Here is a 13,017-nt window from a genome sequence, read left to right on the forward strand (position 1 = left end):
TCTACTAGGTGACAGGGACGCAGGCGGAGAAGGGCGGTGGGTCATGGCGCGACTGGCGCTCGTCGACCGTCACGTCGACCAGCAACAGCTGGTCGCCGACCTCTACGCGGCGCACCGGTTGAGCCTGGTGCGGCTGGCGGTGCTGCTCGTCGACGACGTCGGCGCCGCCGAGGACGTCGTCCACGACGTCTTCGCGGGGCTCCTGAAGACCCGCTCGCTCCGCGACCCCGACGCGGCGCTGGGCTACGTGCGTCGCGCCGTGGTCAACCGCTCGCGCTCGGCACTGCGCCGCCGACGTACGGCGCGCGCCTACGCGCCGCCGCACGACACCGGGCCCGAACGGCCCGACGACCTCGCTGTGCTGAGCGAGGAGCACCGGACCGTGCTGAAGGCGCTGGAGACGCTGCCCGAGCGGCAGCGGGAGGTGCTGGTCCTCCGCTACTGGAGCGACCTCTCGGAGGCAGAGATCGCCGACGCGATGGGCATCTCGCGCGGCACCGTGAAGTCGACCGCGAGCCGAGCGCTCGCGGCCCTGGAGCAGAGGATGGAGGGCTCGCGATGAACGACATCGAGACCCGCCTGCGCGACGCACTAGCGGCCCGCGCCGAGCTGGTGCGACCCGAGGAGCTGCGCCCTACGACCCCGGTCGTCGACCCGCCGCCGGCGTGGCGGCGACCGGGACCCCTCCTGCTCGTGGCCGCGGCAGCCGCACTGGTCGTGGCCGTGCCCGTCACCCTGATGACCGTCAGGGGCGGGGACGACGAGGTCCCTGACGCCACCGACACGACGACGTCGGCGCCGCTGCCCACGCACTGGTGGGAGCGCCACCCCGACGGGCTGCCCGACGCCTGGGCCCAGGACCAGGGCGTCGAGGCGGGCACCTGGCTCGACGGCGACCTCGACGGGGACGGCACGAGCGACCAGGTCCGGCTCAGCGGGAGCGAGGGCAGCGTCTCCCTCCAGCTGGAAGCGGGCGGCCGGTCGCTGACCACCCCGGTCGTCGGCCCGGTCTCGAAGGTCGGCCCCCTGACGACGATCGAGGGCAGTGACACGGTCGTCATCCCCGTTGCCGAGAGTGAGGGGGCGGCCGGGACGACGTACACGACCTGGCACCTCTACCTGGTGCGTGACGGGCAGGTCGTGGAGGCGGCCGCGCCGGGCTCGCCGATGTTCGGCAGCCAGACCAGCAACCTCACGGAGGCCGAGGGCGGCACCGACACCTGGCGCACCTGGGTGGATCAGTCGGGGGGCATCGTCACGATGAGCTATGACGACGACGGCACGCGCATCACGGACAACGCCTACCCGGGCTCCGCCCGCAAGGTCTACCGCAACACCTTCTACCGCTGGTCGCTCGACGGCACCGACCTGGTGGCCACCCGGATCGGGCAGGGGTGCACGGTGCGCGACGACACCACGATCACCGCCTGCCCCTGATCGATGGTGCGCGCGGCGAGGTCACTAGATTGACCGGGTGAGTGACGCCCGGGACCTGGTGGCCGAGCTGGTCCGTCGTGGTGTCGACGCGGACGCCTCGAGCCTGACCCGCGCCCTCTACTCGACCGACGCCTCCCTCTACCGCGTGCTGCCGGCCGCCGTTGCCCGGCCGCGCCACCGCGACGAGCTGGAGGCGGTCCTGGAGGTCGCTGCCACGGCCGGCTCCTCGGTGACGATGCGCGGTGCGGGGACCTCGATCGCCGGCAACGCCGTCGGCGAGGGGGTCGTCGTGGACACCCGCCGCCTCGACCGCGTGCTCGCGATCGACCCCGAAGCCCGCACCGCCCGGGTCGAGCCGGGCGTGGTGCACGCCTCGCTCCAGGCCGCCGCGGCGCCCCACGGCCTGCGCTACGGGCCCGACCCTTCGACCCACACCCGCTGCACGATCGGCGGGATGGTGGGCAACAACGCGTGCGGGTCGCGCGCGCTCGGCTACGGCCGTACGTCGGACACGATCGTCGCGGCCGACGTCCTCTGGGCCGACCGGTCGGCCGGCGCGGGCGAGGTCGAGGCCCGGCTCGCGGCCGTGGTGGCGCAGCAGCTCGCCCACGTGCGGACGTCGTTCGGCCGCTTCTCGCGGCAGGTCTCCGGCTACTCGCTCGAGCACCTGCTCCCCGAGCGGCTCTCCGTGCCGCGCTTCTTCGCCGGCTCCGAGGGGACGCTCGGGCTGCTGCGCGAGGTGACGGTGTCGCTGGTGCCCGAGGAGCCGCGCGACCTGCTCGTGCTCGGCTACCCCTCGATGATCGAGGCGGCCGACGCGGTGCCGGCGGTGCTCGGCGCCGGGGCGAGGCTGATCGCGTGCGAGGGACTGGACTCGCGGATCGTGGAGCTGGTGCGGGCGCGGGGCGGCGCCGTGCCGGACCTCCCGCGCGGTGAGGGCTGGCTCTTCGTCGAGGTCGCCGGTGCCGACCGGGCGGCTGCGCTCGCCGGCATCGCAGCCGTCGCCGGCGCCCTCGACTCCCGGGCCGTGACGAGCGCCGCCGAGGCCGCCGCGCTGTGGCGGATCCGCGAGGACGGCGCCGGGCTCGCGGCCCGCAGCCTCGGCCGACCGGCCTACTCGGGCTGGGAGGACGCCGCGGTCCCGCCCGAGCGGCTCGGCGCATGGCTGCGCGACTTCGACGCCCTGCTCCGCGAGCACCGGCTCGACGGCGTGCCCTACGGGCACTTCGGCGACGGGTGCGTGCACGTGCGGGTCGACTTCGACTTCTCCGGCGGCGCGGCCGCGTTCCGCGAGTTCCTCGTCGCCTGTGCCGAACGGCTCGCGGAGCACGGCGGCTCGCTCTCGGGGGAGCACGGCGACGGACGGGCGCGCTCCGAGCTGCTGCCCCTGATGTACGACGACCGGTCGCTCGCCCTCTTCGCCGCGATCAAGCACGCCGCCGACCCCGACGGGCTGCTCAACCCGGGTGTCCTCGTCGACCCCCGCCCCTTCGACGCCGACCTCCGGCCGGTGCTGCCGCTGCTCGTCGACGGGCCGATCGCGACCGAGGTCCACCGCTGCACCGGGGTGGGCAAGTGCGTCGCCCCGTCGCCCGCCGGGGTGATGTGTCCGTCCTACGTCGCGACCCGCGACGAGAAGGACTCCACCCGGGGCCGCGCCCGGGTGCTGCAGGAGGCGGTCACCGGTGGGCTCGCCGGCGGGCTGACCGACCCGGCCGTGCTCGAGGCGCTCGACCTCTGCGTGTCCTGCAAGGGCTGCGCGTCGGACTGCCCGACGGGCGTGGACATGGCGGAGTACAAGTCCGAGGTGCTCCACCGGACGTACGACGGCCGGCGGCGTCCGCGCTCGCACTATGCCCTCGGCCGGCTGCCCCGCTGGGCCCGGCTGGGTGCACCGATGGCGCGGGTGGGCAACGTGGCGCTGCGCGGCGGACCGTTCGCCGCGCTGGCCAAGGCCATGGCGGGGGTCGACCAGCGGCGCTCGCTGCCCGCGCTGGCGTCGCCGAGGTTCTCGAAGGCGGTGCGGCGCACCGACACGGAGTCGCCGGACGTGTGGATCTGGGCCGACTCGTTCACCGAGTACTTCCGCACCGGTCCGGGCCTCGCGACGATCGCCTACCTCGAGGGAGCCGGGCTGACGGCGCGGGTGATCGACGAGAAGGCCTGCTGCGCCCTGACGTGGACGTCCACGGGACAGCGGGACACCGCGCGGAAGGTCCTCGAGCGCACCACGGCCGTGCTGACGCCGTACCTCGACAGCGGCGTGCCGGTGCTCGGCGTCGAGCCCTCCTGCACCGCCGCCCTGCGCTCCGACGCGGGGCTCGGTGTGGTGACGCTGGCCGAGCTCGTCACCCGGCTGGACCTGCGGCTGCCCGACCTGTCCGGCGTGCACGTCGTCGCCCAGCCGCACTGCCACCACTCCTCGGTCCTCGGGTGGGGGAGCGACCGCGCCCTGCTCGAGCGTGCCGGCGCCCACGTGACGGTCGTGTCGGGCTGCTGCGGGCTGGCCGGCAACTGGGGCGTGGAGAAGGGGCACTACGAGACGTCGGTCGCGATCGCGGAATCGTACCTGCTGCCGGCGGTCCGCGCGGCGATCGAGGCCGATCCCGGCACGGTCGTGCTGGCCGACGGCCTGTCCTGCGCGCTGCAGCTCGACGACCTCGCCGGCGTCCGGGCGCTGCACCTGGCGGAGCTGCTGACCGGCGCCCGGTAGATTTGACGGGTGAACCCGCGCCATCGTCGACTCGTCATCCCGGTCGCGCTGGCAGCCCTCCTGATCGTCGTCGTCGTCGCCGCCGTCCTCCGATGAGCAGCCGGACCGAGAGCCTGGCCGCCGGCCTGGCCCAGGTGCGCGGTCGCGTCCTCGACCCGGACGCGCTGGTCCGGGCGGTCGCCAGCGGCCGTCAGAAGGGCCGCACCCCGAAGTGGCGGCGTGCCGAGCTGCGCTGGGTCGACCTGAAGACCGGACGTCACCTGCAGGTCACGACGTACGACGCCACGCAGGCCCACACGGCCAACCACCTCGCCGGCGACGCGGCCGGCGCGGCACTCGAGGTCCTGCTCGACGACGCGTTCGGCAACTGGCACGTCGAGACGACGACCCACGTCCACCAGACGCGCATCACCAAGAAGCTCGACGCGATCACCCACTCGACCGAGCGGCCCGAGGCCGTCGTCGTCGAGCGCGGCCACGACCGGGAGAAGGAGCGGCTGCTCCCCGAGGACGACCCGGTGCTGGTCGCGCTCGGCATCGCGGACGCGCAGGGGCGCATCAAGCCCAGCAGGCAGGCGAAGTACCGCCAGGTCGAGGAGTTCGTGCGGCTCCTCGACGCCTCGATCACCGAGGCGCTCGGCAAGCAGCTGCGCCGGCCCACCGTCGACGACCCGCTACGGATCGTCGACCTCGGCTGCGGCAACGGCTACCTGACCTTCGCGGCCCACCGCTACCTGACCGAGCAGCGCGGTCTGCCCGTGCGACTCGTCGGCGTCGACGTCAAGCAGCAGTCGGCCGAGCACAACGCCGCGGTCGCCGCATCCCTCCACATCGATGCGGACTTCGTCGTCGGCACGATCGAGGGCGCCGACCTGCCGGTCCGGGACGAACGCCCCGACGTGGTGCTCGCGCTGCATGCCTGCGACACCGCGACCGACGAGGCCCTCGCCCGGGCGGTCGCCTGGGAGGCGCCGCTCGTCCTCGCCGCCCCGTGCTGCCACCACGACCTGGCGGCGCAGCTGCGTGCGGCGCCGACCCCGGCGCCGTACTCCTCGCTCACCCGGCACGGCATCCTGCGCGAGCGGTTCGCCGACACCCTGACCGACGCGGTGCGCGAGATGCTGCTGCGGCTCGAGGGCTACCGGGTGGACGTCGTGCAGTTCGTCGAGAGCCAGCACACGCCGCGCAACACGATGCTGCGCGCGGTGCGGACCGTCGGCAGGGGCCGGGCGGCGGGCGACGCCGCGCTGCGCCGGGAGTACGACGACCTCGTGGGCACCTGGCAGGTCGCGCCGCGCCTGGCGACGCTGCTGGCGCGCGACGCGGACGCGGGGTGACCGGGTTGGAGAAGCTGCTCTCGGTCCTCGCGGTGCTGCCCTTCGGGCTCGGGCTGACCGTGGGCGGTGACGCGCTGCCGAAGGAGCACGTCGCGTTCTCCTTCGCCGACCCGGAGATCATCGAGTCGAGCGGGCTCGTCGCGCACGACGGGCTGTTCGCCACGATCAACGACTCCGGCGACTCCGGCCGGGTCTTCACGGTCGACCCCGCCGACGGCTCGACGACGGCCGTCACGACCTGGAGCGGGGAGCCCACCGACGTCGAGTCGATCGCCCCGATGCCCGACGGCGACGTCCTGGTCGGCGACACCGGCGACAACGACGAGGTGCGCGACTCCGTGGAGCTCTTGAAGGTGCCGTTCGGTCACGACGGCGAGGTCGAGCCGACGACGTACGACCTCACCTACCCGGACGGGCCGCACGACGCGGAGACCCTGCTCGTGCACCCGGTCACCGGCCAGGTGCTCATCGTCGACAAGGACATCATCGGCCGCATGTACGCGGCTCCGGCGCACCTCGATCCCGACGGCACCAACGAGCTGGAGCTGCGGGGCGACGACCTGATCGGCGTGGCGACCGACGGTGCGTTCTTCCCCGACGGCAAGCACCTGATCATCCGCGGCTACTTCTCCGCCGCCGTCTACAGCTGGCCGTCGCTGAAGGAGGTCGCGAAGTTCGACCTGCCCTCGCAGCCGCAGGGGGAGGGCATCGCGGTCGACGACTCCGGGCGGGTCTTCCTCAGCTCCGAGGGGCAGTACAGCGACGTGCTCTCCTTCGCGCTGCCCCCGAAGGTGCAGGCCGCGGTGGACGGCACGAGCTCGTCCGGCAGCGGCACGGGCGGCCCGGCCGGCCAGGGCGGCCCGGGCGACGCAGATTCGACGCCGGGGACCGTGACCGACCGGGACAGCCCCGCCCAGGACGCCACCCGTCCCTACTGGCCGTGGGCGATCGGCGGGGTCGCGGGCGCCGTGCTCCTGCTGGTGCTCCGCCGGGCCCTCCGGCCGCGCTGACAGGGGGTCTCGACGAGGGTGGCGAGGCGACGGTGCACCTGTCGCTCGTCTGAGTCGTCCGCGGGCGGTTACCTTCAGGCCGTGCGCCTGCGGAAGACGTCCCCCGACCAACGGGGCTGGACCCGACGTCGCGCGGGCAGAGGATTCGTGTACCTCGACGAGCACGGAGAGCGGCTGGGGGCCGAGGACGCCGAGCGCTGCAAGAGGCTCGTGATCCCACCGGCGTGGCGGGACGTGTGGATCTCGCCCTTCCCCAACGGCCACCTGCAGGCGGTCGGCACCGACGACGCCGGACGCCGGCAGTACCTCTACCACCCCGGCTGGGTGCAGCAGCGTTCCGCGGAGAAGTACGACCGGGTGCTGCGGTTCGGCCGGCGGCTGCCGCGGATCCGCGAGCGGGTGCTGGCCGACCTCGCGCTGGGCGACAACTGCCTGGAGGTCGGCTGTGCGCTCGCCGTACGGCTGCTCGACCTCGGCTACTTCCGCATCGGCAACGACGTCTACACCGAGGAGCACGGCTCGTTCGGGCTCACCACGCTCCAGCGACAGCACGTGCGGCGCGAGCGTGACGTGCTGGTCTTCGAGTTCACCGGGAAGTCCGGCATCGAGCACCGGATCGAGGTCGACGACCCGCAGGTGACCGAGCTGCTGGACCGACTGCGGCGACGCCGGTCGACCACCGACCTGAGCCTGCTGTGCTACCAGGTCGACCGCAAGTGGCGCTCGCTCACGCCCGACCTGGTCAACGAGTACCTCCGCGAGGCGAGCGGCCTCGACGCCTCGGCCAAGGACTTCCGCACCTGGCACGCCACCGTGATCGCAGCGGCCGCCCTGGCCGAGGCGCCGGGCCCGGAGGCCAGCAAGACCGCCCGCAAGCGCGCGGTGGCGGCGACCATGCGGGAGGTCGCGGAGTACCTCGGCAACACTCCGGCACTGGCGAGGTCGTCGTACGTCGATCCTCGCGTCGTCGACGCGTACGACGAGGGGCGCACCATCAGCGCGACCACGCGTCGCAGCTACGACTCGCCCGACGAGCGCCAGGCGGCTCTCGAGCGCGCCGTCCTGCGGCTGCTGAAGTAGCGCCTCCCGCCCACGGTCCGTGGCAGGCTCGCGCGCATGGACGTCGAGGCGGTCGAGGGCGACATCACCGAGCAGCACGTGGACGCGGTGGTCAACGCCGCCAACCGGGCCATGCGGGGCGGCGCCGGTGTCGACGGCGCCATCCACCGGGCCGGTGGTCCGGCGGTGCTCGAGGACTGCCGCCGCCGCTTCCCCCGCGGCCTCGCGACCGGTGACGCCGGCTGGACCACGGCCGGAGACCTGGCGGCCACCTGGGTGATCCACGTCGTCGGCCCGAACCGCACCCGGGGCGAGACCGACCGGGGCCTCCTGACCTCCTGCTACCGGCGTGCCCTGGAGGTCGCCGACGAGCTCGGCGCGCGCTCGGTCGCCTTTCCCGTCATCAGTGCCGGCGCCTACGGCTGGCCGCTGGACGACGCGATCGATGCAGCCGTCGAGACGCTCCGCGGCACCCTGACCGAGGTGCGGACGGCCCGGCTCGTGGCCTTCGGCCCGACCACCTACGAACGGGTGGTCGCGCGCCTCGCCCGGTGACCCGGCGGCGACCGTGGCGCACGACACGGACCTTCACTGCTATTTCACCTGCGATCGCACGGTGTTTGGTCCTATCGTCTGCTCGGAGGTGTGCATGTCAGACGAAGCCGTGCGCCCCAGCTCCGGGGTGCTCGACGTGATGGTCCATGTGGTCGGCATGGCCGTCTACCTGGTCGGGCTGTGGCTCTACATCCAGGTCTTCGGCCTGCCGAAGCAGGCGATCGAGGTCGTCATCTGCATCTGGCTCGGCACGGTCGCCTGGGACGTCCGGCGCCCGGTCCGCGAGCACCTGCTCTTCCTCAAGGACTGGTGGCCGCCGTTCGTGGTCTTCCTCGCCTACCTCTACAGCCGCGGACTCTCCGACGACCTCGGCGTCTTCAGCGTCCACGTCACCGAGCCGATCAAGTTCGACAAGTGGCTCTTCGGGGGCACCCTCCCCACCGAGTGGCTGCAGCACCACCTCTGCGGCAACCCGTGCGAGCGGTCGATGGCGCCGCGGTGGTACGACGTCGTGCTCACCACGGTCTACTACTCGCACTTCTTCGCCGCACTGGCCGTGGCGGCCTTCCTGTGGAAGCGCAACCGGCCGCAGTGGGTGCGCTACATGCGGCGCTACCTCACGGTCATCTCGCTCGCGGTGGTCTGCTTCGTCGTCTACCCGATGGCCCCGCCGTGGATGGCCTCGCGCGACGGCTACATCGGGGAGGTCCACCGGATCACCGGGCGCGGCTGGTTCGACCTCGGCTCGTCCCACGGGAGCGGGGGCACGACCCAGCAGCACGTCTCCGCGGTCGGCAACCAGGTGGCGGCGATGCCCTCGCTGCACGCGGGGCTCGCCATCCTCGTGGCCCTCTGGGGGATCACCCAGCTGCGGAGCCGCTGGCGCTGGGCGCTGCTGCTCTACCCGGCGGCGATGATGCTCATGCTCGTCTACTACGCCGAGCACTACGTGCTCGACGAGATCGCCGGCGCCGCGCTCGTGGCGGGCACGATGGTCGGCTGGTCCGCGTGGGAACGCCGGAGGGCGGCCGCCGCTGCCGCCGAGCCGGGGGCCCCCGACGCCGAGCCCGAGCTCGACGCGGCCGGAGCCGGTTAGACCCGGTTCAGCTGTTCTCGACGACGTGGTCGATGCACCGGGTGAGCGCCTCGACGTCGGCCGGGTCGATCGCGGGGTACATCGCGATCCGCAGCTGGTTGCGGCCGAGCTTGCGGTAGGGCTCGGTGTCGACGATGCCGTTGGCGCGCAGCGTCTTGGCGATCGCGGCGGCGTCGATCGCGTCGTCGAAGTCGATCGTCCCGATCACCAGGGAACGGTGGGCCGGGTCGGTGACGTAGGGAGTCGTGTACGACGTCCGCTCTGCCCAGCCGTAGAGGTGGTTGCTCGACTCGGTGGTGCGCTCGACCATGCCCTTGATGCCGCCGAGGCTGTTCATCCAGTCCAGCTGCTCGGCCATCAGGAAGAGGGTGGCGACCGACGGGGTGTTGTAGGTCTGGTCGAGCCGGCTGTTGTCGATGGCGGTCTTGAGGTCGAAGAACGCCGGGACGTGCCGGTCGCTCGCCGCGATCCGCTCGGCGCGCTCGATCGCGGCCGGCGACATGATCGCGATCCAGAGGCCGCCGTCGGAGGCGAAGCACTTCTGCGGGGCGAAGTAGTAGGTGTCGACCTGGTCGAGGTCCACCGGCAGGCCGCCGGCGCCCGACGTGGCGTCGATCAGCACCAGGGAGCCCTCGTCGGCGCCCTCGGGCCGCACGATCGGGGCCATGACGGCGGTCGACGTCTCGTTGTGGGCCCAGCCGTAGACGTCGACGCCGGCCTCGGCGACCGCGGCGGGGAGGCTGCCCGGGTCGGACTTGATCACCGACGGCGCGTCGAGCCAGGGCGCGTCCGCGGCCGCCTTGGCGAACTTGCTCGAGAACTCCCCGAAGGAGAGGTGCTGGCTCTTCCTCTCGATGAGCCCGAAGGTCGCGATGTCCCAGAACGCGGTCGCGCCGCCGTTGCCCAGGACGACCTCGTACCCCTCCGGGAGCCCGAAGAGCTCGGCGAGGCCCTCGCGCACCCGGCCGACCGTCCTCTTCACCGGCGCCTGCCGGTGGGAGGTGCCCATGAGCGCGTCGCCGGTCGCGGCGAGCGCGTCGAGGTGGCTGGTCTGGATCTTCGACGGGCCGGCGCCGAAGCGGCCGTCGGCCGGCTTGAGCTCGGCGGGGATCTGCACCAGGGACTGCGGGGCGTCGGTCATGCGGCAACCTTCTCAAAGCGGTGGGTGTGCTGACGACGCTGTCAGGCTGCTCCCAGTAGTCTGACAGCCCGCTCGGGCCGGTGCCGAACCGGTCCAGATGTGCTCTCGGGAGGGCAACCGTGGCAGAGACCCCTGGCCTCGCCCAGCAGCGTGGCGTCCGGCTGGCCCTGCAGATCGTCGGCCCCGTCGTCATGGTCGTGGGCATCGCGATCTTCGTCCAGGGTGTCCGCGCGGTGTTCGGTGCGCGGGACGACTTCGACGGACCGGCCGGCGCCGACATCGCTCGTTTCCTCGGCGGGTTCCTCGCGTTCGGCATCGGTCTCGGCATCACCCGCGCCGGCTTCCTCGGCGCGACGTCGCGCTACGTCGCGGGCGAGGTCTCGCCCGTGATCCGTGACGCCTACGCGCAGATCGCCGAGAAGAAGGCGCGCTCGGGCCCCTTCTGCAGCAAGTGTGGTGTGCAGCAGGACGCCGAGGCCCGGTTCTGCGACGCCTGCGGGAGTCCGATTGGCTGACCGGCCCGGCGTCGAGCTGCGCGCCGTCGGCTACGGGCACCCCGACGCGACGGCGCTGATCGCCCGCGTGCAGGAGGAGTACGTCGAGCGCTACGGCTCGCCCGACGAGACCCCGGTGGATCCGGCGATGTTCGTCCCGCCGGGCGGCCTCTTCCTCGTGGCCTACCTCGACGGGGTCCCGGTGGGCACCGGCGCCTGGCGGCGCTCCCCGGTCCTCGCGCTCGGTGGCTCCCGCAGTGTCGAGATCAAGCGCATGTACGTCGCTCGGGAGGCTCGCGGCCGCGGCCTGGCCCGGCGCATCCTCGCCGAGCTCGAGTCGACCGCCGTCGCCGCGGGCTACGACCTGGTCGTCCTGGAGACCGGGCTGCGGCAGCCCGAGGCGATCAGCCTCTACGAGTCGTCCGGCTACGTGCCGGTGCCCGTCTTCGGCCACTACCGCGACAGCCCGCTCAACCGATGCTTCGGCAAGCGGATCTGAGGCGCCCCGGGTTTGCTCCCGTCAGGTTCGGTTACCGCTCCTGATCGAGAGGGAGGACATCATGGACACCTGGATCTGGATCGTCATCGTCGTCGTGGTGCTGCTGGTCGTCGCTGCGATCGTGGCGATGGGCATGAAGAAGAGGCACGAGGCGGGCCGCGAGAAGGCCGCCACGATCCGCACCGAGGTCGCGCAGCAGGCGCCGGAGCTCCGCAAGCGGGAGGCCGAGACGCAGGGCGCCGAGGCCGAGGCCGCGCGGATGCGTGCGGAGGCCGAGCAGCTCGAGCTCGCGGCCCAGGAGGAACGGGCTCGTCTCCAGGAGGAGCAGAGCGAGCTCGACGACCGGCTGCGGAAGGCGGACCGGCTCGACCCGGACTCCACGTCGCGTTCGACCGAGGGCTGACGGGCCGGAGGCCGGGCGGGCTGGGTCCCGCTAGGCCGGCTGCTCGGCGCCGATGACCACCGGACGCCCGGCGCGGTAGCCGGCCGCGACCTGGAGCGCCCCGATCGCCACGAGCAGCGCGCACGGGAGGCTCCAGCCGCCCGTCGCGTGGTGCAGCATGCCGACGACGAACGGCCCGCCGGCCGCGATGAGGTAGCCGACGCTCTGGCCCATGGTCGAGAGCGCGGCGGTGTCGGCCGCCGTACGCGTGCGCAGGGCGAAGCAGAGCAGGACGACCGGGAAGACCGCGCCGCCGGCGCCGAGCAGGGCCGCCCAGACCCAGGCGCCGCCCTCCGGGGCCAGCCACAGGCCCGCCCAGCCGGCGGCCGTGAGTGCCGTCAGGCCCGCGATGAGGTGGCCCTGGTGGCGGACCCGGCCCGCGATGCTCGGGGCGAGGAAGAAGAACGGCACGCCGATCACGATGCTGACGGCGAGCAGCACGCCTGCCGCCTCGTGGCTGAAGCCGGCGTCGGCGTAGATGCTCGGCAGCCAGCTCATCATCACATAGGCGAAGGTCGACTGCGTGCCGAAGAGCAGCGTGACGGCCCAGGCGGTGGGGTTGCGCCACAGCGACGCGCCCTTCACCGTCGCGCGGCGGACGGCGCGTCCGCGGGCGAAGGGAGCCCAGGTGAGCAGCGCGGCCACGGCCACGATCGCCCAGAGGCCCAGGCCCAGGCGCCAGCTGCCGGTCGCGTCGGCCAGCGGCACGGTCAGCGCGGCGCCGGCGGCCGAGCCGAGCGACAGCACCGCGGTGTAGGCGCCGGTCAGCGCGCCGACCCGCCCGGGGAAGTGCTCCTTGACGATCGCCGGGATCAGCACGTTGGCCAGCGCGATGCCCGCGCAGGCGACGAACGTGCCGGCCAGCAGGGCAGGGGTGCCGTCGAGGACGCGCAGCACCAGCCCGGCGGTGAGGATCACAAGGGACAGGGCCAGTCCGCGATCGACCCCGATCCGCCGGGTGACGGCCATCGAGGTCGCGCCGACGAGCGCGAAGCAGAGGACCGGCAGGGACGTGAGCAGCCCCTGGGTGGTCGGCGAGACGCCGAGGTCGCCCAGCCGGTCGAGCAGGGCGCCGAGGCTGGTGACGGCGATCCGCAGGTTGAGGGCCACGAGCAGGACGGCGACGACCAGGCCGGCGCCCGCACGTCGTCGCGACTGCGAGGATGGTGCGGTCGCGTCCGGCGCGGGCGTGTCGACGATCGTGGCCATGTGTCGTAGTATGGCAGACATCGGA

At 73.1% G+C, this 13,017-nt stretch carries 13 protein-coding genes; 11 read left to right on the forward strand and 2 right to left on the reverse strand.

Annotated features, from left to right (window positions below; genetic code table 11):
* Window positions 1-43 precede the first annotated feature (43 nt).
* From ACAX67_RS04415 to ACAX67_RS04450, 8 genes are all read left to right on the forward strand, one after another.
* The gene (locus ACAX67_RS04415; RefSeq protein WP_370702596.1) at window positions 44-562 is read left to right on the forward strand and encodes a SigE family RNA polymerase sigma factor; all 519 of its coding nucleotides are present in this window, start codon (window positions 44-46) and stop codon (window positions 560-562) included.
* Entirely contained in the window at window positions 559-1,437 is an 879-nt protein-coding gene (locus tag ACAX67_RS04420; protein ID WP_370702597.1) for a hypothetical protein, read from the forward strand. Before ACAX67_RS04415 ends, ACAX67_RS04420 begins: the two co-directional genes overlap by 4 nt.
* 37 nt (window positions 1,438-1,474) lie before the next feature.
* Window positions 1,475-4,150 (forward strand): FAD-binding and (Fe-S)-binding domain-containing protein, encoded by a 2,676-nt coding sequence (locus ACAX67_RS04425; protein WP_370702598.1) that lies wholly within the window; start codon window positions 1,475-1,477, stop codon window positions 4,148-4,150.
* Between the two features lie 92 nt (window positions 4,151-4,242).
* Window positions 4,243-5,487 carry a class I SAM-dependent methyltransferase gene (locus ACAX67_RS04430; protein ID WP_370702599.1) on the forward strand — a complete coding sequence of 415 codons (1,245 nt, stop codon included), beginning with the start codon at window positions 4,243-4,245 and terminating at the stop codon, window positions 5,485-5,487.
* The gene (locus ACAX67_RS04435; RefSeq protein WP_370702600.1) at window positions 5,484-6,497 is read left to right on the forward strand and encodes a YjiK family protein; all 1,014 of its coding nucleotides are present in this window, start codon (window positions 5,484-5,486) and stop codon (window positions 6,495-6,497) included. Before ACAX67_RS04430 ends, ACAX67_RS04435 begins: the two co-directional genes overlap by 4 nt.
* 81 nt (window positions 6,498-6,578) lie before the next feature.
* Window positions 6,579-7,577: a DNA topoisomerase IB gene (locus ACAX67_RS04440; protein ID WP_370702601.1), complete on the forward strand. Its 999-nt coding sequence runs from the start codon at window positions 6,579-6,581 to the stop codon at window positions 7,575-7,577.
* A gap of 36 nt (window positions 7,578-7,613) precedes the next feature.
* On the forward strand, window positions 7,614-8,111 hold the full coding sequence (locus ACAX67_RS04445) for a macro domain-containing protein (RefSeq protein WP_370702602.1): 498 nt from the start codon (window positions 7,614-7,616) through the stop codon (window positions 8,109-8,111).
* Between the two features lie 94 nt (window positions 8,112-8,205).
* On the forward strand, window positions 8,206-9,207 hold the full coding sequence (locus ACAX67_RS04450) for a phosphatase PAP2 family protein (protein WP_370702603.1): 1,002 nt from the start codon (window positions 8,206-8,208) through the stop codon (window positions 9,205-9,207).
* A gap of 7 nt (window positions 9,208-9,214) precedes the next feature.
* Here the strand turns inward: ACAX67_RS04450 and serC are convergent, their stop codons facing one another.
* On the reverse strand, window positions 9,215-10,348 hold the full coding sequence (gene serC / locus ACAX67_RS04455) for a phosphoserine transaminase (RefSeq protein WP_370702604.1): 1,134 nt from the start codon (window positions 10,346-10,348) through the stop codon (window positions 9,215-9,217).
* A 119-nt stretch (window positions 10,349-10,467) separates the two neighbouring features.
* Here serC and ACAX67_RS04460 point away from each other — a divergent pair, with 119 nt between their 5' ends.
* From ACAX67_RS04460 to ACAX67_RS04470, 3 genes are all read left to right on the forward strand, one after another.
* The gene (locus tag ACAX67_RS04460) at window positions 10,468-10,863 is read left to right on the forward strand and encodes a zinc-ribbon domain-containing protein (protein ID WP_370702605.1); all 396 of its coding nucleotides are present in this window, start codon (window positions 10,468-10,470) and stop codon (window positions 10,861-10,863) included.
* Window positions 10,856-11,341 carry a GNAT family N-acetyltransferase gene (locus tag ACAX67_RS04465; protein WP_370702606.1) on the forward strand — a complete coding sequence of 162 codons (486 nt, stop codon included), beginning with the start codon at window positions 10,856-10,858 and terminating at the stop codon, window positions 11,339-11,341. The genes ACAX67_RS04460 and ACAX67_RS04465 overlap by 8 nt, the downstream gene beginning before the upstream one ends.
* Before the next feature lie 61 nt (window positions 11,342-11,402).
* Window positions 11,403-11,744: a hypothetical protein gene (locus ACAX67_RS04470; RefSeq protein ID WP_370702607.1), complete on the forward strand. Its 342-nt coding sequence runs from the start codon at window positions 11,403-11,405 to the stop codon at window positions 11,742-11,744.
* Between the two features lie 30 nt (window positions 11,745-11,774).
* Here ACAX67_RS04470 and ACAX67_RS04475 read toward each other — a convergent pair whose 3' ends face one another.
* Window positions 11,775-12,992 carry a CynX/NimT family MFS transporter gene (locus ACAX67_RS04475; protein WP_370702608.1) on the reverse strand — a complete coding sequence of 406 codons (1,218 nt, stop codon included), beginning with the start codon at window positions 12,990-12,992 and terminating at the stop codon, window positions 11,775-11,777.
* Window positions 12,993-13,017 lie beyond the last annotated feature (25 nt).

Source organism: Nocardioides candidus, assembly GCF_041321175.1.
In the GTDB taxonomy this organism is placed as follows: domain Bacteria; phylum Actinomycetota; class Actinomycetes; order Propionibacteriales; family Nocardioidaceae; genus Nocardioides.

Excerpts from the sequence above, each read along its gene's own strand:
- serC (WP_370702604.1), bottom strand. The coding sequence starts at position 10,348 with ATGACCGACGCCCCGCAGTCCCTGGTGCAGATCCCCGCCGAGCTCAAG.
- ACAX67_RS04445 (WP_370702602.1), top strand. The coding sequence starts at position 7,614 with ATGGACGTCGAGGCGGTCGAGGGCGACATCACCGAGCAGCACGTGGAC.
- ACAX67_RS04450 (WP_370702603.1), top strand. The coding sequence starts at position 8,206 with ATGTCAGACGAAGCCGTGCGCCCCAGCTCCGGGGTGCTCGACGTGATG.
- ACAX67_RS04470 (WP_370702607.1), top strand. The coding sequence starts at position 11,403 with ATGGACACCTGGATCTGGATCGTCATCGTCGTCGTGGTGCTGCTGGTC.
- ACAX67_RS04420 (WP_370702597.1), top strand. The coding sequence starts at position 559 with ATGAACGACATCGAGACCCGCCTGCGCGACGCACTAGCGGCCCGCGCC.
- ACAX67_RS04430 (WP_370702599.1), top strand. The coding sequence starts at position 4,243 with ATGAGCAGCCGGACCGAGAGCCTGGCCGCCGGCCTGGCCCAGGTGCGC.
- ACAX67_RS04475 (WP_370702608.1), bottom strand. The coding sequence starts at position 12,992 with ATGGCCACGATCGTCGACACGCCCGCGCCGGACGCGACCGCACCATCC.
- ACAX67_RS04415 (WP_370702596.1), top strand. The coding sequence starts at position 44 with ATGGCGCGACTGGCGCTCGTCGACCGTCACGTCGACCAGCAACAGCTG.